The organism is Kocuria salsicia, from assembly GCF_007681555.1.
GTDB lineage: Bacteria > Actinomycetota > Actinomycetes > Actinomycetales > Micrococcaceae > Kocuria > Kocuria salsicia.
Window position 1 is genome coordinate 422,229 of record NZ_VELE01000001.1, and the last position, 21,308, is coordinate 443,536.

Here is a 21,308-nt window from a genome sequence, read left to right on the forward strand (position 1 = left end):
TCAGACGGCCGTGGAACCCCCGCGAGCGGCGTCGTCGCCGGGGGCAGCGGTGGCGGGACGCTCGACGGACACGTCCGGGCCCGCGGGCCCCACGTGGGGTGCCTCGGCGGGACGCTGCAGCGGGGAGGCCGCTGCGAAGGTGAGCACGGAGGCGCGCTCGGTGTGGGCGCCGTCGGGCTCCCACGGCTTCTCGGCCTCGGCAATGGCGATGTGCCGGGCGAGTCGCGTGATGTTGACCTCCTCGACGCGGCGGCGCTGGGCGGCGCTGTACTGGGAGACCATGAACAGCACCACGAGCGCGTAGAGCACGAGGTCCGTGCCACGGCCGATCCCCAGCAGGCGGGCCACCTGCGTGACCAGGTCCGGCACGAGGATCGAGACGGCGGCGAAGAGGAAGAAGGCGACCGCTCCCAGACGGCGGATGGCCTGGTGCTTGGCGTTGGCGCCGCCGCGCACCAGGGTGAGCGCGCCGTAGGCCACGCCCAGGATGAGAACGATCTGAACCACGATGGTCATTGCAGTGCCCCGTTACTTCACGAACAGTTCGGCCAGGATGTTCACGCCGTTGAGCAGGGACTGGCCCTTGCCGCGCGAGTAGTCCGTGTAGATGATCTCCACGGGGTGCTCCACCCAATTGGGCTGGATCTCCGCGAACCGGTTCACGATCTCGGAGGCGTGCGCCATGCGGTTCTGCTTCAGGTGCAGCTTGCCGAGCGTGTCCCGGTTGATGGCCCGCAGGCCGTTGTGCGCGTCCGAGAGGTCCATGCCGCTCGTGAACTTGGACACGAACGCCGCCGTGCGCAGCACGAGTCGCTTCAAGGAGGACACCTGTGTGCGGTCGTCAAGGAACCGCGACCCCAGGACCACCTCGGCCTCGCCGCTGCGGATGCGCTGAACCATGTCGTACGCATCGATCACGCGGTGCTGGCCGTCCGAGTCGAACGTCACCACGCAGTCCATCTCCGGATCCTGCAGCGCGTACTCGAAACCCGTCTGCAACGCCGCACCCTGCCCCAGGTTGATCGGGTGCTGGACCACCACGGCCCCTGCGTCCCGACAGATCTGCGCGGAGTCGTCCCGGGAGCCGTCGTCCACGCAGACCACGTGCGGGAAGGTCTTCCGGAGACTCTCCAGGACCTCTCCCACCACTTGGGCCTCGTTGTACACGGGCATCACTATCCAGGCTCGACTCACACCCCTCATTGTTCCACAGTCGGCTGGGGACCTCCGGCGCGCAGGCGGGGCCCGCAGGTCGCGGGGGTGGGCGCCGGGCGGTCCACTAAACTTCCCACAGACCCTCCCGCCTTCCCCGTCTGGAGCCCTGGATCCCTTGAGCTGGCTTGAAGCACTTCCCCCCTACACCCTGGTGGCCGTCCTCATGGTCCTGCCCGGCGCGCTGCTGAGCGTGGCCCTGGGGCTGCGCGGCCTGGCGCGGTGGGCGAGCGTGGTCCCCCTGTCCGTGGCGGGGTTCAGCGCCTCCGCGGTGGTCTACGGGATGCTCGGCGTGCCGTGGAACCCCCTCACCGTCACGGCGGCGTTCGCAGGAGTGGCGGTGCTGCTGTGGCTTGTCATGATCCCCGCAAGACGCCGCGTCGCCGCGGCTCCGTGGGCGGGCACCGTCCCGTGGCGGGAGCGGATCACCGCCCCCACGGTGGGCATCTGGTGCGGGGCGGTTCTCGGCGTCGGGATCGTGGTGCAGAGGCTGTACCTGATCCTCCAGGTCCCCGACGCGCTCTCCCAGACCTACGACGCGAACTTCCACTACAACGCCGTGCGCTACATCGAGGACACCGGCACCGCGTCCTCGCTGACGATCGGCGGGCTCGGCGTCACGGACCCCTCGTTCTACCCCGCGGCCTGGCACAACTCCGTGGCCTTCGTGACCGCGGTGGGCCACCTACCCGTGGCCCTGGCCGCCAACGCGATGACCATGCTGGTGTGCGGGGTCGTGTGGGTGCTGGGCTGCCTGTACTTCACCACGCGGGTCCTGGGCTCCCGCCCCGCGGTGGCGGTGGCCACCGGCCTCATGGCCTCCAGTTTCCCCGCGTTCCCTTACCTGCTGAGCTTCTATGGCAACCTGTTCCCGAACGCCATGTCCATCGCGTTCCTGCCCCTATGGCTGGGTCTGCTCACGGACGCGCTCGGTCTCTCCCGGGGCCCCTACCTCCGGTCCAAGCTCGCCCTGTGGATCACCGTCCTGGCGGTCACGGGGGCCATGGGACTGGCCCACCCCTCCACCGTGGTGCTGGGGCTTGCGATCCTGTGGATCATGCTGCTCACCCTGTGGTGGCGGGAGTTGCGCTCCCCCCGGGCGTGGTGGCGCAAGCTGCTCGGCGCCGTCGCCCTCGTGGCCATGCTCCTGGTGCTGCAGCAGATCTGGTTCTCCGCCCGGGCCTCCTGGGACTCCTCCTCGTGGAAGCCGCACGCGACCCAGCCCCAGGCCGTGGGTGAAGCGCTCGCCACCGTCTACCCCGGCGCGCCGCACGCCCCCTGGGTGCTCATGGTCCTGGTGCTCCTCGGCGCCGCGGCCCTGCTGCGCCACACCTCTCGCTGGCTGGTGGGTGCGTGGGTCCTGCTGATGTGGCTCTACGTCCTGGTGGCCTCCTCCCGGAACTTCCCGCTGCGCTACGACTGGACCGGGGTCTGGTACAACGACTCCAATCGACTGCTCGCGCTCATCCCCGTCATGGCCGTTCCCCTCTCCGTGGCCGGCGCGCTCGCTGTGCTGCACTGGGTAGTCACGCACGTGCGCACCTTCGTCCTGAAGCTCTCCCAGCGCTCCGGGACCTCTCCCGCCGTCCGCCGGGCCGCCGAGCGTACGCGTCCCCTGATGCGCACCCGCACCGCGGCCGTGGTGGGCGGCCTCCTGGCCGTGGTCCTGGGGTGGCAGGCCGTGCAGACGGAGCCCATGACGGACGTCGTTAACTACGGCAAGTCGCTCTACGCCGGCGGCGGCGCCCACCCGTACGCGCTGCTCGACCCCGCCGAGGAGCAGCTGCTGGAGCAGCTTCCCGAGTACGTGCCGCAGGACGCCGTGGTCTTCGGCAACCCCCTCACGGGCACCTCCCAGGCCTACGCCGTCTCCGACGTCAAGGTGCTGTTCCCCCACAACGGCCTCGTCGCGGACCGGGAGGCCTCCGTGATCGCGCACCACCTCGACGAACTGACCACGGACCCGGAGGTCTGCCCCGCGCTGCACAAGCACAACGTGCAGTACGTCCTGGACTTCGGAACCCGGCAGGTGAACCCCTTCGCCTACTTCGACACGCGCGGCTACGACCAGCTCACCCCTGACAGGGGCTTCGAGCTCTTGGCCCAGACCGGCCCCGAGGCCAAGCTCTACAAGATCACCGGCTGCGGCGACTGACCCTGGACCGGATGACGACGGCGCCGCGAGAGATGGTCTCTCGCGGCGCCGTCGTCATCCGGTCCGAAACAGTGCCGAGCTCAGCCCGGCAGGGGCCCGTCCAGGTCGGGATCGTACTGGGGCACGAACTCCTCGCCGCGCTCGGCGGCCTCGCGGGCCTGCCACTCCCGCTTGTGGCGCTTGTCCGCCAGCGCCCGGGCCAAGCCCTCCTCGTGCTCCCGGCGAACGTCCTCCTCCGGCTGGTTGCGCATGTGCGCGACCGCGCCGTGCACGCTGCCGTCGAAGACCTTGGTGCCGTGGTCCATCACGATGCCGCGCTCACAGATGTCCATCACCAGGTTGAGGTCGTGGGAGACCACCACCAGGGTCTTGCCGCGTCGCACCAGGTCCTTGATGCGGCCGATGCACTTCTTCTGGAAGGGCTCGTCACCCACCGAGAGGATCTCGTCCACCAGGAACACCTCGGGATCCGTGTGGACGGCCACGGAGAACGCGAGTCGCAGGTACATGCCCGAGCTGTAGAACTTCACCTCGGTGTCGATGAATTCCGCGATCTCCGAGAAGGCCACGATGTCGTCGAACTTCTCGTCGATCTCCTCCTTGGTCATACCCAGGATCGCGCCGTTGAGGTAGACGTTGTCCCGGCCCGTGAGGTCCGGGTGGAAGCCTGCACCCACCTCAATCAGGCCGGCCACCTTCTCGCGCGTGAGGATCTCACCCGAATCCGGGTTCATCACACCGGAGATCATCTTCAGCGTGGTGGACTTGCCCGAGCCGTTGAAGCCCAGCAGCGCGACCGTCTCGCCGTCGTGGATGTCGAAGGAGACGTCGTTGAGTGCCGTGAACTTGGCGGTCAGGTCCCCCTTGCGGCCCTTCACGAGCCAGACGAAGGCCTCTTTCATGGAGCGCGTGTGGCGCAGCACGAACTCCTTGGTCATGTGGCTCACCCGGATGGCGAGGTCCGCGTCCGTGCGACCCGGTGTGTTCTCGTTGACTGCACTGGACATGGTTCACAGCTCCTGGGCGAAGTTGCCCTCGTGGGCCCGGAACAACCGGTCCGCCACGAAGAAGACGATCAGACTGGTCACGATGGCCAACGGGGTCCACCCCGTGAGCAGGTGCGGCGGGATGTGCCACGTCTGCGGAGAGTCCGTGGTGGGGAACCAGAAACCGTAGTGGAACAGCTCCACCGCCACCGTGAGCGGGTTGAGCATGTACACGTAGTACACCCAGTCCCACAGCTTCTCGTGCACCATGGTCCACAGGTAGAGCACCGGGGAGGCCCACGTGGAGACCATGATGATGAGGTCCACGATGTTCTCGGCATCCCGGAAGAACACGTTGAACGTGGTGAACAGCATGCCCAGGGCCAGGGAGAACACCGCGATGATCGCGGTTCCCACGAACACCGCGAGCAGCTGCTTGATCCCCGGGTGCCACCCTGTGACGAAGCACGCGAGCAGCAGGATGACCAGCTGCGGCACGAAGTGGATGAAGGCCACGAGCAGGTTGGAGACGGGGAACAGCTGCCGCGGCAGGTAGATCTTCTTCAGCAGTCCGCCGTTGGCCACGACCGAGCGGGACGCGTTGCCGAAGACCTCCCCAAAGAGGTTCATCACCACGATCCCGGAGAACAGGTACACGGCGAAGTTCTCGATCCCCCTGTTGAGGTCCAGGAAGACGCCCATGGCGATGTAGAACACCAGGAACTGCACTCCCGGTTTGAGGTAGGACCACAGAAGTCCGAGCACCGTGCCTCGGTACCGGATCTGGATCTCCTTGTCCACGATCAGCCTGAGCAGGAACCGGTTGGCGAACACGTCCCTCAGGCCGCGGTCCTGCCCGGGTGGCCGCAGCTGAGTGGCGGGGGCTTCGTTTGGCATCTGCCGTCCTTTCGTGGCGCGCCTCACGCGCCGTGACCGGAATACACGCCGACGCCGCACGCCTGCTCAGGCGTGCGGCGTCGGGCGGGAGGGAACTACTGTGCGGGACCGTTCTCCGCGAACGTGCGGGCCCAGGCCTGAGGGGAGGTGATCTCCGGCAGCGCAGCCCGGTACTGCTCGCTCAGCTCGTCCCACCGGGACAGCAGCTCGGCGTGCAGCTTGGTGCTCTCCGCCATCAGCTCACGCACCTGCGCAGGGTCCCGGCGATACCAGGAGGCACCCGTGCCGTCCGCGTTGGAGACGATCGCGGAGTCGAGGGTCGCCAGGTAGGACCAGTGCCCGTCCATGTGGGCGACGGTGGCCTCCGGGTACTCCCTGGCCATCTCACGCACCGGGCGCAGCGTCTGCTTGAGCACGGTGCGCAGCGCCCACGGGATGAGCTGGGCCTTGGTGGGCGACTTGGGAGCCTCCATGCGCTTGGGCGGCTTGGCGCGCCGCACCGGGGGCAGCTGGGAGAGGTCCTTGACCACGCGACCGTCGGAGTACTTGTCCTTCATGCCCCGGATCTGCGGCATGCGGTTGGGCAGCATCTCGTGCAGGCGGTCCGGGCCGTCCAGAACGTCCTGGATGGCCAGCAGCACCGACCTGGCCGGGTAGTACTGCATGGACACCACGTGCTTTGTCTCCGTGGTCATGGACTCGCGCAGCATGCGCCCGCCCTTGGAGAAGGGCGAGTGCAGCAGTGCCGCGATGAGGCGGTTGCGCTCGTGGAAGTACGCCTGCCAGTCCACGGCGTCGTCCTTGTCCGCCCAGGACACGTGCCACACCGCAACGCCCGGGAGGGAGATGGTCGGGTAGCCCGCGGCCTTGGCGCGCAGGGAGTACTCGGAGTCGTCCCACTTGATGAACACCGGCAGCGACAGCCCGATCTCCTCGAGAATCACCCTCGGAATGAGGCACATCCACCAGCCGTTGTAGTCGGCGTCCCAGCGGCGGTGCAGCCTGGGCCGGGAGCGCAGACCACGCTCGGCAAAGTCCACGGCGCCGAGGCCGTCGATGGGACCCCACAGGAAGCGGTAGGAGTTCACGACCTCCGCGTACGCGTTGAGCAGCGGCTTGTTGTACATGTCGAACATGTGCCCGCCCACGATCGACGGCGTGTGGCACATGTCCGCGAAAGCAGCCGCGCGCAGCACGCCCTCGGACTCCAGCAGGATGTCGTCGTCCAGGATCAGCACGTAATCGGACTTCTCGACGCCGTCCGGACCCTGCCGCCCCTCCACGACCTCGTACATGTTGCGGGCGAAGCCGCCGGAACCGCCCATGTTGCCCTGGCGGATCATGCGCAGTTTCCCGCCCATGGCCTTCTGCGCCTCCGCGAAGTCCGGCTCGTCCTGCACCAGCTTGTTGCCCTGGTCCACGATGATCAGCTCGTCCAGGACCTCGTCCAGGCCGTCCGCGTTCGCGATGGTCTTGATGGTGTTCACGCAGTAGTCCGGCCGATTGAACGTGGTCACGCCGAGCGTCACCCGCCCCACGGGACGGCCCTGGGAGGGCACCAGCCACGAGGCCTCGTCTAGGACCATGCCCTCCTCGTCGGAGATCAAGTCGAACCAGTACCACCCGCCGTCGCCGAACGGTGCGAGCGTGAGCTCGAACTCGCAGGTGGTCTCCCCGCTGACGCGGCGGTCCTCGACGCGCTGGGAGACACCCCGGGCGTTGCTGCGGTAGACGATCAGAGAGCCCGCACCCGTGGTGCGCACACGCAGCACCACCGAGTCCGCCACGGTCCAGCGGCGCCAGTACGAGGCTGGGAACGCGTTGAAGTAGGAGCCGAAGGACACCCGGCGGCCCGCGCGGATGCGCACCGAGCGCCGGGAGATGATGTCGTCCGGGTGCTGGTTGGCGGTGTCCGAGCCGGCGGAGGACGGGCCCTCCCTGTTGATGGGCCCGTCGATGTACAGCGGCAGCGCGTCGAGGTCCTTGTCGGCGGGGAAAATCACGCGGGCCACCTCTCGCAGATCCGTCTGCGTGCTCGGCTGGGTGTTGATCTTCGCCAGGTACTCGTGGTTCCCGTCGGCCGACTGCTCTGTCTTCTGGGCGTTATCGGCGCTCACGCGTCCACTCCTCCACTGGTCAGGGGTGCACCGGACGTGAAGTGCGGTGCGATCTTGTTGTCCACCATGGACAACGCGGAGCCGATGGCCATGTGCATGTCCAAGTACTTGTACGTGCCCAGGCGTCCGCCGAACAGCACGGAGGACTCACCGTTGGCGAGGTCTCGGTAGGCGAACAGCTTCTCACGGTCCTCGGACGTGTTCACGGGGTAGTAGGGCTCGTCGCCCTTCTCAGCAAAACGGGAGAACTCGCGCATGATCACCGTGGCGTCCCTCGTGTAGTCCCGCTCCGGGTGGAAGTGGCGGAACTCGTGGATGCGGGTGAACGGGACGTCCTCGTCCGGGTAGTTCATCACCGACGTGCCCTGGAAGTCCTCCATGTCGAGCACCTCCTCCTCCAGGTCGATGGTGCGCCAGGAGAGGTCGCCCTCGGCGTAGTCGAAGTAGCGGTCCACGGGACCGGTGTAGACCACCGGGACCTGACCCACAACGTTGTCCTTCGAGAACTCCTGGGAGTCGTCGAAGAAATCGGTCTCCAGCCGGACGTCGATGTTCGGGTGGTCCGCCATGCGCTCGAGCCACGCGGTGTAGCCGTCCACCGGAAGACCCTCGTGGGTGTCGTTGAAGTAGCGGTTGTCGTACGTGTAGCGCACCGGAAGCCGGGAGATGATGGAGGCGGGCAGGTCCTTGGGATCCGTCTGCCACTGCTTGCCCGTGTAGTGCTTGATGAACGCCTCGTACAGGGGGCGGCCGATCAGCTGGATGCCCTTGTCGTTGAGGTTCTGAGGGTCCGTGCCCGCCAGCTCGCCCGCCTGCTCGCGGATCAGCTCGCGTGCCTCACCGGGAGAGTAGGCGGCCCGGAAGAACTGGTTGATCGTGCCCAGGTTGATGGGCATGGGGTACACCTCGCCCTGGTGGCGGGTGTAGACGCGGTGCACGTAGTTGGTGAACTGGGTGAAGCGGTTCACGTACTCCCACACGCGCTCGTTGGAGGTGTGGAAGAGGTGGGCGCCGTAGCGGTGCACCTCGATGCCCGTGCGCTCCTCGTTCTCGCTGTAGGCGTTGCCGCCCAGGTGCGGCCGCCGGTCGATCATCGTGACCTTCAGACCCAGCTCGCGCGCGGCCCGTTCGGCCACGGTGAGACCGAAAAGCCCCGAGCCCACCACCACAAGATCAGTGTTCATCTGTCTCTCCTACCCTCTTCCACGTTCCATGCACGCACATCGTCTGCGCTAAAAATACCGGACCAGGCCACGAGGGCCCTGTGTGACCCGCTGGCCGTGGCGTGCCGAGTGCCCGGCATCACCCCAGGTCGCGGGGCCGCCCGAGACTTCCCGGGGCGATGCCGCCCAGTGCCAGGACATCGCCCCGGCGTCGGCACGGCCGTGGGCCGCGGCGTCGTCCCGCGTCGCGACGTCGTCGTCCAGACGGGTGCGCACCGGGCGCCCAACATGCCGCCCGGCTGACTCCCGCGGCTCAGTGGCCCGACTCCTGGAAACCGCTGAGCACCCACCGGGCGGCGGCGCGTCCAGAGGCCCCCAGGGAGGCGTGCTCCCGTGCCCACCGGCTGCGGCGCTCGCGCTGCGCCGCTCTGTCTCCGGACCGAGCATCCCCGAGCGCTCGCCGCATGGCCTGTGCCACGGCGTCGGGCGTGAACTCCACGGGGGTTCCCAGGTCGTTCTCCTCGACCAGGCGTGCCCCTACCCCCACCCCGGCGTAGATGGAGGGTGTGCCGCACGCGGCGGCCGCGTAGAGCTTGGTGGGCTTCGAGAAGTCGTAACCGGTGTGCGGGATCACCGAGGCGAGGGCGGCGACCGCCCCGCGAGTGAAGGCCGCGGTGCGAGCCGGACTCTGGACGCCGTGGAAGACCACGTTCTGCGGGGCGAGCCGCTGTGCGATCTCCTGCACCCGCGTGAGGTCGGAGCCCCGACCCAGCACCTGGAGCGTGACGTCCGGGTGCTCGGGCAGGATCTGCGCCAGCGCCTCGATGAAGATGTCCATGCCCTGCCACTCCGAGATGGAGCCGGCGTAGACGAAATAGGGCCCGGGCACAGCTTCGGTGGGCCCGTCCGCCGTGAAGGTGTCCGTGTCGATCCCGTTCTCCGCCACGAACATCCTGTCCCAGCGGGCGCCGGTCACACGGTGGAGCTCCTCGCCCATGGACTCGGAGACGGTGATGACGCCGCCAGCGCGCCGGGCGGCGATCGTCTCCGCCACGCGCATCCCCTGCGTGACGAATCCGGGAACGTCCATGTTCAGCGTCGCGGAGGTCCAGACGTCCGGGTTGTACCAGATGTACGGCCGACGACGCAGCGCGCTCGCGAGCCACACGGCCACGCCCGTGGTGGGCGGCGGCTCGCTCACCACGATGTCCGCGTCCATCACCAGCAGACGGGTGAAGGCCTGAATGTCGAAGCTCAGGTACTGGGCGACGCCCCTGACGTAGTCCTCCTTGTCCCGCAGCACGGGCACGCGCACGATCTCGTACGGTTCGTCCACGCGCACGGCAGCCATAGAGCGCGGCGGCCGGGTGGTCAGCACCGTGACGTCCGCGCCCTCGGCAGCGAAGCCCCTGGCGAGAGCGGCGAGGCGGAAGGAGGCAGCGGCCGGTTCGGGGAGGAAGATGCGGCTGACGATGACAACCTTGCGGGGTCTCATGGGCATTACTGTCTCATGATTCACCGCGGGGTTGCGCCCCTGTGGTGGGTGCACGGCGAGCGCCCTCCCCCGATCCGCAGGGCAGCCTCGTGGGTCCTGTGCCTCCCCAAGGACGTCGGGGCGCCACCCCCGTTGATCTCGGGTCGACTGCAGTGGACCCATGCAGCTCTCCCTCCGCCTGGTCTGGCACGGGTCCCAGGATTTCCACACCGTGTCCCTCTCGGCGCCCGCCGACACGAGCGGGCAGGAGCTCGCCCGGGAACTGCTCCGGCACCTCGGTCCAGGTCACGAAGCCAGCGTGGACGGGGTCCCTCTGGAGCTGACGCGGGTGGGGCACCCGCCCCTGGACGACGGCGCCACGATCGTCCTGCGGGCCGCGGGCCCCGCTGATGGTGAGGGCAAGCTGACGGGCGCACGAGCGGATCCCCCGTGCTGCGAGGCAGGTTCCGGGCCGCATCCTGCGGACTCGGCGCATGCTGCGCCCCCGCGAGGTGAAGGGCATCCCGGGACCGGCCATCCCGGCACCCCAGAATCCCCCGCCGGCTCCGAGCGGACGGCGTGCCGCAACGGGCCCTCCACGGTGGCGTCCGAAAACGTCGCTCACCTCGTCGTCGTCGAGGGCGACGCCGTCGGGCTGAGGCTCCCGCTGCAGCGGGGCCGGTTCCGGCTCGAGCTGCTCGACGGCGTTCCCCGGCTGCTCCCGGTTCCACCCACCGACACCGGTGCCACGGACGGCTCGCGCCGCACAACGCTCGTCATGGACGGTTCCGGGCTGCGGCTTCTCCCCCGCGGGACCGTGCTCTCCCACGGGGACCGGGTGCGCGTGTCCGACGGTGAGCACGAGTCCTGGGCCCGGTGCATGTTCCCCCGGGATGTGGTGGCGCAGACCTGCTGGCCCGATCCGACGCTGCCCCCGCCGGGTTTCTCGGCGCAGGAGGCCGATCCGTCGCGCCCTCTTCGGCTGGAGCACCCGGGCCGGCACGCTGGCCGGATCGCCCTGGTGACCGGCCTGCTGCCGCTCGTGGCGGGCATCGGCATCGCCGTGGCCACCGGCTGGTGGTTCTTCCTCCTGTTCAGCGCACTCGGCGCGGCCACCTCGCTCGCGGGATGGGCCTCGGAACGGGGCGCCCGCCAGGAGCACCGGCACCGGGTGGCCGCCGCGCTCGACCGGGACCTGCGCCGCAGTGCCCACGCCGCGCCGTCGTCCGCGGAGGTCGTGGAGCGGTGCGACGCGCTGCAAGGAGACCCTGCCACGCGCCAGGGACTCCACGTCCCGCTTCAGCCCTCGAACGGGCACGCCGCACCCCCTTCCGCACGCCACTCCCGCTGGGTGCGGCTTGGTCACGGGCCGCGAGCGGCGCAGCTCACGAGAGAACGCGGCACACCGCTCGCGAGTGTGAGCCACCGCCGCGCTCCCGTGCTCCTGGACCTCGCCGCCGTCCCCTCGCTCACCATCCAGCTGAACGGGCAACGGCTGCGCGGTGTCCTCGACTCCCTGGTGCTTCAGCTGTTCACCGGTCCGCAGGCCCTGCACGGCCTCGTTCTCTCCCCGGGGATCTCGTGGCATCCCCCGCTTGACCACGACGTCGTGCAGCCAGGTCCGAGACCCGCGTCCACCCGGGCCACGGAACCCGACCCGCTGGCCCTCACAACGCTCGAAGTCCTGACCCCGCAGGACGCGGGGGCATCGCCACCGGGGCCGGACGCGGTGCGGGTGGTCGTGGCGCGCGGGGGCTGTCCGGATGCAACGGCAGCCCTCCTCACGTCCCACGGTGCGCGGTACCGCCTCACGACCCCGGTGGACACCGCGGTCCCCGGTCTGTGCGCGGCAGAGCAGCGCGTCACCGTGGAGTTCTTGGCCGACACCGTGGCACGGGAGACCGCGGCGCGGGCCCTGGGAACCTGGAAGCGTGCGGTGGGGCGCGCCGGGACTGCTGGGGACCGTTCTCTCCCCCGGTTGCTGGGCACGCACGAGCTCCTGCGCGACGACGCACCGGGGCACGTTCCCGACAACCGCGCCCAACCGCGAGCGCCCGGCACCACCTCCCTGCGCCTGAGCACCGCGATCGGGGTCTCTGGCACGGGCGCAGAGAGGATCGGTCTCGACGACGAGAACCCTCACCTGTTGATCGCCGGCACCACGGGGTGCGGCAAATCGGAGGTGCTGCGCACGCTCATCCTGGGGCTCGCGGCGGCCGCCCCTCCCGGTCGTCTCGAGTTCGTAATGGTTGACTTCAAGGGAGGCGCGGCCCTCGCGCCCCTGACGGCGCTGCCGCACCCCACCACGCTGCTCACCGATCTCGGCCCCGACGAGGTACGACGTGCGCTGGCCTTCCTGCGCTCGGAGCTGCAGCGCCGCGAGCGGGTCCTCGCCCGGTGCGGATTCGTGGACATGGCCCAGGCGCTTGAGCACGCTGGCCCGGACCCGGTGGTCCGGGAGCTCGTGGTCGTGGTGGACGAGGCCAAGATGCTCACGGACTCGTTCCCGCACGCCGCCGAGCAGCTGGCCGTGATCGCCGCGGTGGGCCGCTCCCTCGGCGTCCACCTGGTGCTCGCCACCCAGCGGCCCCAGGGGGCACTGCCCGCGGACGTCCGCGCCAACGTCACCCAGGCACTGTGCCTGCGGGTGCGCACGGAGCAGGAGTCGATGGACGTGCTCGGGACGTCCGCCGCCGCGGGCATCCCCGCCATCCCTGGGCGCGGGTTCCTGCACCGCGGCGACGGCGGCCCGGTGGCTGTGCAGTGCGCCGTGGCCACCCGCATGTCTCCACCGGCACCCGCACCGCTGACGATGCACTTCCCTTCCCTGCACCGCCCGATGCAGACAGCGGCGGTCGACGGCGGCCATTCAGACCACACCGTGCAGGGCATCGACGCCGCAGTGGCCGACATCCGCGCGGCGTGGGCGGGTCCCGTGGAACCGGACCCCGCGTCGCTGGCGGTACCGCTGCCCCTGCCCCGCACTGCCCGAACTGTAGAGCACGAGGGCACCGGCGTGGACCTCGGCCCCGGGGAGAACCCGGCCGAACACTGGTGCGGGCGGTCCACGTGGGAACCGTGGGCGGACGGACCACTGCTGTTGATCGGCCGACCGTCCGTGGTGCGTGAGCCGTTTTCCGCGCTCGCCCGGCGCTGCGCGGACGCGGGTACGGGTGCGGCAGCGGCGTCGTCGGATCTCACGGCGAGCGCCCGCACCTCGCGAACCGGCGGAGGAAAGCAGGCACCCGTGGTCTACCTCGTGACAGCGACCGGCACGGAGGTCCCTGGTCTCGCGAGCGCGGAGGGCTTGCCCCGGCACGGGGCGCTGCGCGGTTGGGCTCGGGCTGACCGGCCCGCGGACCTGGCACATCTGCTCGAGCGTCTGCGAGAGGCTCTCGACCGGACCGGGGCGGCAGCCGGGGAGAAACCACCGCGGGCAGTCCTGGCCGTCGACGACTGGGACCGCTGCAGCCAGATCCTCCGCTCAGGGGCGTGGTCGCACCTCGAGGACGAGCTGCTGGCACTCGTGGCCGTGGGTCCTGCACGCGGGCTCTCCGCCCTCGTCGCCGGCGACAGGGCGCTGCTCGCTGGGCGATCCGCGCAGCTGGGATCATGCCGTCTCTACTTCCCGGTGGGTCAGGCCCCGGAAGCCCTGCTGCAGTGGCCGCGCCTGCCACCGATGGCCCACCACGTCCTGCGCGCGGCCTACTTCGGGCCGGGTGCTGCCCGGTGCACCACTCCGGGCACCACCCAGCCGACGGACGGTTCGGCAGTCGTGCAGCTCGCGGTCGGCACCGCACCACTTCCCGGTCCCGGGTCACGCCCGTCACCGGTTCCCGCGTTCGCGTCAGCGGGGATCGACGCCTGGCCCCGTTCCTTCCCCCTGCCCGAGGCGTGGCAGCCGCCCGCGCGTGCCGTCCCGGGCCTGCTCCTGGGCGTCTCCCGGCACGGCGAGGTCGTCGTGCACCCGTGGGGGCCGGGCGCCACCCTCGTGGTGGCCGGACCCGCCCGTTCTGGACGCACCACGTTCCTCGACGGCGCCGCCGAACGCCTGTCGGAGTGCGAGAGAACCACACCGAGGGTCGTGGAAACGGCGACCACGCGGACCACTGCGGGGTCGCGAGCAGGCTCCGCCTGCACTGCGAACGGGCTCGGAGCCGCTGCGGACACCGGGCCCACCGCGCTGACCCCAAGCCATCGCGTCGTGCGGGCATCCCCCAGGACAACGGCGGAGGTGGAGACCCTCCTGCGGCAAGCCCGCGCGATCCCCCGCCCTGTGACCATCGTGATCGACGACGCTGACGCCCTGCCCATCGAGGCGATTCGTGCCCTGGCGGCGGCGTGGGAGCCGCGGGTTTCCGCGCGGGAGGATTTCGGCCGGGTGGATTCCGAGCGGCCGGACGGGGAGGCGCAGGGCCCACCCGGGAGCCGACCGGGCCCACGCCTGGTGCTCTCCGTGCACCTGAGCGACTCGCTGACATCCACGTTCCCGCCCCTGCTCTCGTGGCGGCACCGCGCGGATGCTCTCCTGCTCCGGCCCCGCCGCGCGTTCGACGGCGACCTGTTCGGAGCACCGCTCACGGGACAGCCCCTGGGCGGCCCAGCGGGCAGGGCATTCTGGGTGCACCGCGGTCTCGTCGAGCTGCTGCAGAGCCCGGCACCCGTGCCGCGTCCGTCTGGGGGGAGCGGTGCGTGAGCCCGCGGCGGAGCCGACGGGGTCAGCCGTACGGGATGGTTTCAGCACTTGCGGGCCACCCGACCGAGCGTTGTCCATCCGGGAACGGGTCCCGAGCGAGCGGCGCCACCGCCGCCGTGCCGCGTCGATTCAGCGGGCGGCATCATCGCGGGTCCGGTGCATCCACGCCGTGGTGGGCGGGGCGAAGAGGCACAGGATGGTCATGACGGGGACCGCCGCGATCAGGATTCCCCACCACCCCAGCGTCACCCGCAGGAGGGACATCGCCACGATCAGGAGGAACGCCTGCGACACGAGGACCGCGGCCCGCGGCCAGCGTCGGCCACCCCACGTGCCCCGGGCGGCCGCCGCGAGCCACAGGCTTCCCCCGGCCATCACGAGGGTTGCGAAGACGATGCCGCCCACAGGTAGGACGTGGACCGAGAACAGCGATGCGATCAGACCCACCGCGACGGCCAGCAGCGCCACCGCTTCCAGTGCCACGAGCACAGTCACCACCCCTGCCGTCCGCGGGCGGACCTCGGAGAGCTCCGGGGAGGGACGGGACGCCGGGCTGAGCATGAACAGGACCTTTCAATGGAAGAACGACACGTTCCACTCTAGTGACCGCCCGTGCCCCTCCCCCCCCCGTGCGGCTGGGGCGTGAGCAGAGGGCTGCGGGTGATCCGCGACAACCACCGCGCAACGCACATCCCGCCCACGCCCACGGGGAGGTCAGGCAGTCTCCACGGACCCTCGGTACGCGCGAGTAACCCGCATCTTTCCCACCTGTGATGTAGCGCTCACACTCTTGTTTCCGGTGTGTTTACGTGGGAAACTACCAAAAGATCCCAAAAGGCCCGATCCCCCGGGCCTTTTCTGTGTGCCCCTCCCCAGCACCCCCTGCCGCGACGGCCCGCCGCGCACTGCGGCACGTGCGCGGACCGGCACACCCGAACCTGAAAGGAGCGGTGTAGCCATCATGGATTGGCGTAGTCGCGCAGCCTGCCTCGAGAAAGACCCCGAACTTTTCTTCCCTGTCGGCAACACGGGCCCCGCCCTGCTGCAGATCGAGGAAGCGAAGTCCGTGTGCCGCACGTGCGAGGTCATGGACACCTGCCTGCAGTGGGCCCTGGAGTCCGGTCAGGATGCCGGCGTCTGGGGTGGCATGAGCGAGGACGAGCGTCGCGCGCTCAAGCGTCGCGCCGCCCGCGCCCGCCGCGCTTCCTGAGCAGCCACGCACCGGGGACCTGACGTCCCACACTCCGCGGCCCGCGCACCCTCTCGGAGAGAGACGTGCGCGGGCCGTCGGCGTGTCCGGGGCACCTCACCTGGTTCCTGCCCACTCCCCGGTGCGAACCCGCGCGCCCTCGCTCGGATGGAACTGGCGCGGCCGCTGCAGGGCAGCGCCGGGAGGTGATGGCCCCGCCGCGGCGGGCGCCCCACGTGTTCGACTCAGCGCCGCCCCGACGTCTGCTGGGGGAACCGCGCCGTGATGACCACCCTGGTCCCACCGGTTTCTCCAGGCTGCCACCTGATGCCGCCGCCCAGCTCGCTCGCCACGAGCGTGCGCACGATCTGCATCCCGAGCCCCTCCCCCTCGGCCGGAGGGCGGTATGCGTTCACTCCGGACTCCTCGATGACGGTGTCCCCCATGCCCCTGCCGTCGTCGTCGATCGTGATCTCCAGGACCCGGTGGGTGGTCCCCGCGGCGTCCACCTCGTCCTGCAGGTGCGCCACGCTCAGCTCCACGGTGCCGTTGCTGTCCCTGAGCCCGTGCTCCACCGCGTTCGCGACCAACTCGTTGACCACGAGCGCCACCGACGTCGCACTCTTGGACGGCAGCCGTCCGAACTCCCCGTGCACCTCGGTGCGCACGTGCTGGGAGGCGGAGGCCGTCTCCACGGCGAGCTTCACCTGGTGCCGGATGAGGTCGTCGAAGTCCACGTCCTCGGAGATCTCGTGTGAGAGGGATTCGTGCACCCGGGCGATCGAGCTCACACGGCGCATGGCCTGCTGCAGACCGTTCCTGCCCTCGGCGGAGTTCATGCGCCGCGACTGGAGCCGTAGCAGGGCGGAGACGGTCTGGAGGTTGTTCTTCACCCGGTGGTGGATCTCGCGGATCGTCGCGTCCTTGGAGACCAGCTGCAGGTCACGACGCCGCAACTCGGTCACGTCGCGGCACAGCACGAGTGCGCCCGCGCGCTCCGTGCCGCGACGCAACGGGAAGGCCCGCAACGAGGCCGAGGCCTTCACTGCCGAGAGCTCCGCGCGCCAGGGCATGGTCCCGGCCAGCACGGGGGCCAGGGTCTCGTCCACCCCCGGGGCGTTGAGGTTCAGCTGCCGAGCCGCGTGGAGCAGGTTCTGCCCCGTCAGGTCCCCCTGCAGGCCCAGCCTGCGGAACGTCGAGAGGCCGTTGGGCGAGCAGAACTCCACGACCCCGTCCGTGTCGAGACGGATCAGGCCGTCGCCCACCCGTGGCGCTCCACGCCTGGAGTCGATGCGCACGGCGAAGTCCGGCCACGTGCCCTCGTTGGCCATCCGCAGCAGGTCGCTCGCCGACTGCCGGTACACCAGCTCCATGTGGGAGGGCAGCCTGTCGTGGTGGGGTTCGGCCGTCAGGCTCACGACAGCGATCGTCCGGTTGTTTCGCACGAGCGGAACCAGGGTCACGGACCGCGGCGCGAGGCTGGACCACTCCGAGGGACCCACCTTCTCGATGCGCTGGTCGATCCACGCCCTGCGCAGGGTCCGCGCTACGTCCCCGCCAACGGTCTCTCCCACCATGTCCTTCTGGTACGCGGTGGGCCCGGTCGTGGGCCGGGCGTGGGCCAGCACGAGGAAATCGCTGTCCTCCGTAGGGATGGGCCGGCCCGTGGGACTCTGCGCGGCGGAGACCACCGAGCGGGGGAAGCACAGCAACAGGTCTCCCACGCCGAGGTCTGCGACCATCTGCCAGTCGCCCACCAGCAGGTGCAGCCACTCGGCGTCCCCCGCATCGAAGTCCGGGACGCTTCGCAGGGGGTCCGTGAAGGACATGGCAGGCTCGCTTTCCGACCGTCAACCGCGGCGCAACCACGCGCCCATTCGACGCCCCAGCCTAGTCCCCCTGACGGTGGCCTGCGCTGCACCCGAGTCTTCCTCCGGGTGCTCCAGCACGCGCACGAGGGCGGCCAGCTCGACCCGCAGTGCGCTGCGCGGGGCCGTCTCCGCGAGCACCGCGCCGGCGAGCAGCGCGCCGTCGCACGCGGCCGGATCCCACGGAAGAGTGTGGGCCACGGGGTGGCCAGGCGAGAACCGGTCCCAGGCCTCCCGCACGGCCTCGCCCGCGGAGCGCCCCGCGGCCGCGGGTCGCAGCTTGTTCACCACCACCACGAGGCGGGCGGAGGGCGTGGCCTGCCAGAGGTCGGGCAACGCCTTCACGAGCCGGGGCACCCCCAGGGCGTCGGCGCCGCCGAGGGCGATCACCGTGTCCGCCGCAGCGACTGCGCCGAGGGCCGCAGCGTTGCGGCGCGGGGCCAGGAAGTCCGTGCTGATCTCCTCGTCCGCCTCGAGGCACGAGGAGACGTCCACCACCACGAGCTGGTAGTCCAGCTGTGCCCGTTTGAGGACGCTCTCGAGCGCGGACCCTCGGATCTCCGGCCACCTGTCGTGACGGGTGATCCCGGTCAGCACGTCCATCGAGCCACCCGCCACTGAGACCGCCGTGACGCAGCGCCGAAGCCCCGCCTCGTCCATGCGGCCCTGGTCCGCCAGCCGGCAGGCCTGGGCGAGCCCGGCGGCCTCGTCCAGCATGCCGAGGCTCGCGGCCACCGAGGCGGCGTAGGTGTCCGCGTCCACGAGCAGCACGCGCACGCCGAGGAGAGCGGCCTCCGCGGCGAGGTTCACGGCGGTCACGGTCCGGCCCGGGGAACCCGCGGGGCCCCACACGGTCACGAGTCCGCGGGCCCCAGAACCGACCTCGGCCGACCCGGGGGATGCGGACACGGCGTCAGCATCCGGCCGCCAGGTGTTCCCCCCGGACCGCAGGCCGAGCTCGTTCATCTCCGGACCAGCCGAGGTGGCGGCTCCAGCCCCCTTCGTGGGCTGTGCCGCGGACGGGGACTCCCCGCGCGCCGAGCCGCTGCCACGTGCGCCGTCGGAGACGCCCGCCGGATCTGCGGCGCGGCCGCGTCCCTTCCCGCGAGCGCTCTTGCCGGGGGCCTTCCGCCCCGTGGCGTCGGACGAACCGCCGCCCGCACGGCCCACGGCCTTGCCGCGCTTGTCCCGGCCACCACCGACCGTGCCGGTCCCGGCCGTGCCCCCGCCGGCACTGCCCTTGTCGCCGCTGCGCCCCTGTCCCGCCGAAGCGTCATCGGGAGCTGCGCTGTCCTCGTGTTCCACCGCGGCCGCCGACGTCGCACCGATCGCCCCCACGCCGGGCCGGTTCCCGGCGTGACCGCCGACGGATCCCCGCACCGCCAGGCGGATCCGCTGCGCGAGGTCCTCGCCCGAGGCCGCCACGGCCACGCTGCCCACGCCGAGCCGGGACAGCCGTGAGCTGTCGTGCCCCTCGACCACGAGCACGCTCACGCCGTTGCCGCCGAGCTGCTCCAGCAGACTCCCTGTGAGCTCCTCGGCGCCCTCCGCGACGAGTGCCACGTCCGCCATCCCGGTGTGCGAGCAGGCAAGCAGCTCCGACAGGTCCATGCAGCGCCGCACCACCGTGACGTCTCCGTGCAGCCGTTCGAGCCGGTCCACCAGCTCCCACGTGCTGATCCCCAGGGTGGCTACGGAGATGCTCACGAGCCGCTCCCGGTGACGTCGAGCACCAGGGTGACCTTGGCGTCGTTGCCGAGGGCGTCCACCAGCGGGCCCACCTGCGCCTGGCGGACGAGCACGTGGACGGTGACGCCGCCCGTGCCGCCGAGCGCGGTGTCTGTGGTGTCCACCCGGGCAATCTCCGCGCCCGGAACGAGCCTCCTGGGCTCCTGGTACCCCCGACCCGTGGGCTTGGGCTGCGCCACCCACACGTCCACGTGGGAACCGGGCCCGGCCTGGGCGGGGACTGGCGTCTCGAGCTTGATGCCCACCGGGGTCCTGTCCAGCTCGTCGGCAGTGCCCAGCGAGGTGGCGGGGACCAGCTCTCCCTGCGCCACGCGCTGGGTCACCACGGTGTTCTCCTGCAGCTCCCGAGAGGCGGAAAGGTAGCGCTCGGACGCGTCCTGGAGGTGCGCGTCCACGGTGGTGAGGTCCTCTCGGGTGATCCGCTGCCCCACCGCGAGGTCCCCGGCGGCGGCGTAGTACGGCTGGCTCCTGTTGGCCGTGGCGACCAGAAGCACCACGCCCATCACGGAGACGAGCACCAGCAGCAGACCCACGAGCAGCCGCGGGTCACGCCAGGACGGTTTCCGGAACCTCGCCGCCGTGCTGGATGCCCGCCCCTGCGATGCCGAGCTGCCCATGTGCTCATCCTTTCCCCAGTGCCCGGCACCCACCGGATCCACCCGAGTGTGCCCCGCGCGGAAGTGCGCTGGAAAGTGTGACGGGACACACTGTGGACAGAGATGTCCACGCCTCCATGCCCGGTCGATCCTGTTGATAGCCGGTTCCCACTCACCCCACGTGGGACAATGTCCGGTGAACTCCGATGATTCGACATCGAACAGCGCCAAAGGAAGTGAGACAGGGCCGTGACGCAGCAACGATTCCTCACGCTCTCCGACGTCGCGGAGATCCTCTCCGTCTCCGTGGCGCAGGCCCGCGCGATGGTGCGCTCCGGAGAGCTGCCGGCCATCCAGGTGGGGGGCCGCGGACAGTGGCGCGTGGAGAAGAGCAAGCTCGAGGAGTACATCCAGCAGGGTTACGAGCGCACGCAGACCGCGGTGCGCGAGGGCACCCTGCACTGAGCTCGGCCGAGATTCACAGCGCGTCCGACCCGGTGTCGAGCGAGGAGACCAGGGCGACCGCCGAGAATCCGACCGTGCGCACCGCTGTAACCGCGCGGCGTCGCCGGAACTCGTCCTCGGGGTGCACCGCCACGTCGAAGAAGTCCTGCCCCACCGCGTCCAGCGTGCCCTCCAGCTCACCCTGACCGGCTGGATCCTGCAGCAGCACGCGCACGTGAACCCGCGCCGTGCTCAGGGCCCGCAGCACGTGGCCCATGCCGAGTCTGCGGATCGTGGACCTCTCGGGCAGCACCTCGAAACGCCGCGGCAGCCCCTCCCACCACGCCACACTGTGCAGCGGAACCAGGTGCTGCAGATGGCGTTCCCGCACCACGACCCACCCCGCGCCAACATCCGCCAGGACGCCCTCCAGCGTGTCGCCCCGTGTGGGTCGCAACCGTACCGGGCGCTCCCTGTGCGCGGCCAGCCGCTCCAGCAGCGACAGCCGCGAGAGCTCCGCCCGCGCCGTCTCCACCGCCTCCTGCTCGACGGTGCGCACGTGCGCCTGCTCGAGCTGCGCCTCCATGTCCTCGAAGAGCTCGTCCCACCGCATGTCCAGCTCTGCCTCTCCGTGCCGATCCCTGCCCAGCTGCCACCCTCCGGGGCGGCGCCCCTGCAGGACCTGCGCTTCACCGTAGGGCACCGGGCGCTCGGGCCCCAGCCGCTCTCCCGTTCCGGCTCCATGCATTTGGTTCTTTGATT

General features: G+C 70.4%; 16 protein-coding genes. 4 read left to right on the forward strand and 12 right to left on the reverse strand.

The features are described 5' to 3' along the window. Both FS770_RS01890 and FS770_RS01895 read right to left on the reverse strand, forming a co-directional pair. Window positions 1-516, reverse strand: a complete 516-nt coding sequence (locus tag FS770_RS01890) for a DUF2304 domain-containing protein (protein WP_055085486.1) — start codon at window positions 514-516, stop codon at window positions 1-3. Between the two features lie 12 nt (window positions 517-528). Beyond that, window positions 529-1,203, reverse strand: a complete 675-nt coding sequence (locus tag FS770_RS01895) for a glycosyltransferase family 2 protein (protein ID WP_145009506.1) — start codon at window positions 1,201-1,203, stop codon at window positions 529-531. A gap of 127 nt (window positions 1,204-1,330) precedes the next feature. On the opposite strand from FS770_RS01895, the gene FS770_RS01900 reads away from it, so the two are divergent. After that, window positions 1,331-3,367 carry a DUF6541 family protein gene (locus tag FS770_RS01900; RefSeq protein ID WP_145009508.1) on the forward strand — a complete coding sequence of 679 codons (2,037 nt, stop codon included), beginning with the start codon at window positions 1,331-1,333 and terminating at the stop codon, window positions 3,365-3,367. A gap of 80 nt (window positions 3,368-3,447) precedes the next feature. Here FS770_RS01900 and FS770_RS01905 read toward each other — a convergent pair whose 3' ends face one another. The 5 genes from FS770_RS01905 to FS770_RS01925 form a co-directional block, all read right to left on the reverse strand. Then, window positions 3,448-4,374 carry an ABC transporter ATP-binding protein gene (locus FS770_RS01905; protein ID WP_055082148.1) on the reverse strand — a complete coding sequence of 309 codons (927 nt, stop codon included), beginning with the start codon at window positions 4,372-4,374 and terminating at the stop codon, window positions 3,448-3,450. Between the two features lie 3 nt (window positions 4,375-4,377). Then, on the reverse strand, window positions 4,378-5,250 hold the full coding sequence (locus tag FS770_RS01910) for an ABC transporter permease (RefSeq protein ID WP_055082150.1): 873 nt from the start codon (window positions 5,248-5,250) through the stop codon (window positions 4,378-4,380). Window positions 5,251-5,345: 95 nt separating this feature from the next. Next, window positions 5,346-7,367, reverse strand: a complete 2,022-nt coding sequence (locus FS770_RS01915; RefSeq protein WP_144942143.1) for a glycosyltransferase — start codon at window positions 7,365-7,367, stop codon at window positions 5,346-5,348. Continuing rightward, a complete protein-coding gene (gene glf, locus FS770_RS01920) occupies window positions 7,364-8,551 on the reverse strand; it encodes a UDP-galactopyranose mutase (RefSeq protein WP_145009511.1) in 1,188 nt (395 codons plus the stop codon). The genes FS770_RS01915 and glf overlap by 4 nt, the downstream gene beginning before the upstream one ends. 292 nt (window positions 8,552-8,843) lie before the next feature. Next, a complete protein-coding gene (locus tag FS770_RS01925) occupies window positions 8,844-10,025 on the reverse strand; it encodes a glycosyltransferase family 4 protein (RefSeq protein WP_055082157.1) in 1,182 nt (393 codons plus the stop codon). Between the two features lie 160 nt (window positions 10,026-10,185). On the opposite strand from FS770_RS01925, the gene FS770_RS01930 reads away from it, so the two are divergent. Beyond that, the gene (locus FS770_RS01930) at window positions 10,186-14,700 is read left to right on the forward strand and encodes an FtsK/SpoIIIE domain-containing protein (protein WP_145009514.1); all 4,515 of its coding nucleotides are present in this window, start codon (window positions 10,186-10,188) and stop codon (window positions 14,698-14,700) included. A gap of 129 nt (window positions 14,701-14,829) precedes the next feature. Here FS770_RS01930 and FS770_RS01935 read toward each other — a convergent pair whose 3' ends face one another. Beyond that, window positions 14,830-15,261 (reverse strand): hypothetical protein, encoded by a 432-nt coding sequence (locus FS770_RS01935; protein WP_144942135.1) that lies wholly within the window; start codon window positions 15,259-15,261, stop codon window positions 14,830-14,832. A gap of 400 nt (window positions 15,262-15,661) precedes the next feature. Here FS770_RS01935 and FS770_RS01940 point away from each other — a divergent pair, with 400 nt between their 5' ends. Continuing rightward, entirely contained in the window at window positions 15,662-15,910 is a 249-nt protein-coding gene (locus tag FS770_RS01940) for a WhiB family transcriptional regulator (RefSeq protein ID WP_055084871.1), read from the forward strand. A gap of 224 nt (window positions 15,911-16,134) precedes the next feature. On the opposite strand, the gene FS770_RS01945 is transcribed toward FS770_RS01940, so the two are convergent. Genes FS770_RS01945 through FS770_RS01955 form a run of 3 tightly spaced genes read right to left on the reverse strand, consistent with a single transcriptional unit; the run spans window position 16,135 to window position 20,123 of the window. Then, window positions 16,135-17,718, reverse strand: a complete 1,584-nt coding sequence (locus FS770_RS01945) for a sensor histidine kinase (RefSeq protein ID WP_145009517.1) — start codon at window positions 17,716-17,718, stop codon at window positions 16,135-16,137. 21 nt (window positions 17,719-17,739) lie between these two features. After that, the gene (locus FS770_RS01950) at window positions 17,740-19,464 is read right to left on the reverse strand and encodes a CpaE/TadZ family protein (RefSeq protein WP_145009520.1); all 1,725 of its coding nucleotides are present in this window, start codon (window positions 19,462-19,464) and stop codon (window positions 17,740-17,742) included. Further along, a complete protein-coding gene (locus tag FS770_RS01955) occupies window positions 19,461-20,123 on the reverse strand; it encodes a CpaB family protein (RefSeq protein ID WP_145009523.1) in 663 nt (220 codons plus the stop codon). The genes FS770_RS01950 and FS770_RS01955 overlap by 4 nt, the downstream gene beginning before the upstream one ends. Before the next feature lie 228 nt (window positions 20,124-20,351). Between FS770_RS01955 and FS770_RS01960 the strand changes: the two genes are divergently transcribed. Beyond that, window positions 20,352-20,567 (forward strand): helix-turn-helix domain-containing protein, encoded by a 216-nt coding sequence (locus tag FS770_RS01960; protein WP_055084862.1) that lies wholly within the window; start codon window positions 20,352-20,354, stop codon window positions 20,565-20,567. 13 nt (window positions 20,568-20,580) lie between these two features. Here the strand turns inward: FS770_RS01960 and FS770_RS01965 are convergent, their stop codons facing one another. Continuing rightward, window positions 20,581-21,294 carry a hypothetical protein gene (locus tag FS770_RS01965; RefSeq protein WP_244944691.1) on the reverse strand — a complete coding sequence of 238 codons (714 nt, stop codon included), beginning with the start codon at window positions 21,292-21,294 and terminating at the stop codon, window positions 20,581-20,583. Between the last annotated feature and the right edge of the window lie 14 nt (window positions 21,295-21,308).

What these genes read in the sequence shown, in the direction of transcription:
- FS770_RS01890 (WP_055085486.1), bottom strand. Translation starts at nt 516, where the DNA reads ATGACCATCGTGGTTCAGATCGTTCTCATCCTGGGCGTGGCCTACGGC.
- FS770_RS01895 (WP_145009506.1), bottom strand. Translation starts at nt 1,203, where the DNA reads ATGAGGGGTGTGAGTCGAGCCTGGATAGTGATGCCCGTGTACAACGAG.
- FS770_RS01905 (WP_055082148.1), bottom strand. Translation starts at nt 4,374, where the DNA reads ATGTCCAGTGCAGTCAACGAGAACACACCGGGTCGCACGGACGCGGAC.
- FS770_RS01910 (WP_055082150.1), bottom strand. Translation starts at nt 5,250, where the DNA reads ATGCCAAACGAAGCCCCCGCCACTCAGCTGCGGCCACCCGGGCAGGAC.
- glf (WP_145009511.1), bottom strand. Translation starts at nt 8,551, where the DNA reads ATGAACACTGATCTTGTGGTGGTGGGCTCGGGGCTTTTCGGTCTCACC.
- FS770_RS01925 (WP_055082157.1), bottom strand. Translation starts at nt 10,025, where the DNA reads ATGAGACCCCGCAAGGTTGTCATCGTCAGCCGCATCTTCCTCCCCGAA.
- FS770_RS01930 (WP_145009514.1), top strand. Translation starts at nt 10,186, where the DNA reads ATGCAGCTCTCCCTCCGCCTGGTCTGGCACGGGTCCCAGGATTTCCAC.
- FS770_RS01935 (WP_144942135.1), bottom strand. Translation starts at nt 15,261, where the DNA reads ATGCTCAGCCCGGCGTCCCGTCCCTCCCCGGAGCTCTCCGAGGTCCGC.
- FS770_RS01940 (WP_055084871.1), top strand. Translation starts at nt 15,662, where the DNA reads ATGGATTGGCGTAGTCGCGCAGCCTGCCTCGAGAAAGACCCCGAACTT.
- FS770_RS01945 (WP_145009517.1), bottom strand. Translation starts at nt 17,718, where the DNA reads ATGTCCTTCACGGACCCCCTGCGAAGCGTCCCGGACTTCGATGCGGGG.
- FS770_RS01955 (WP_145009523.1), bottom strand. Translation starts at nt 20,123, where the DNA reads ATGGGCAGCTCGGCATCGCAGGGGCGGGCATCCAGCACGGCGGCGAGG.
- FS770_RS01965 (WP_244944691.1), bottom strand. Translation starts at nt 21,294, where the DNA reads ATGCATGGAGCCGGAACGGGAGAGCGGCTGGGGCCCGAGCGCCCGGTG.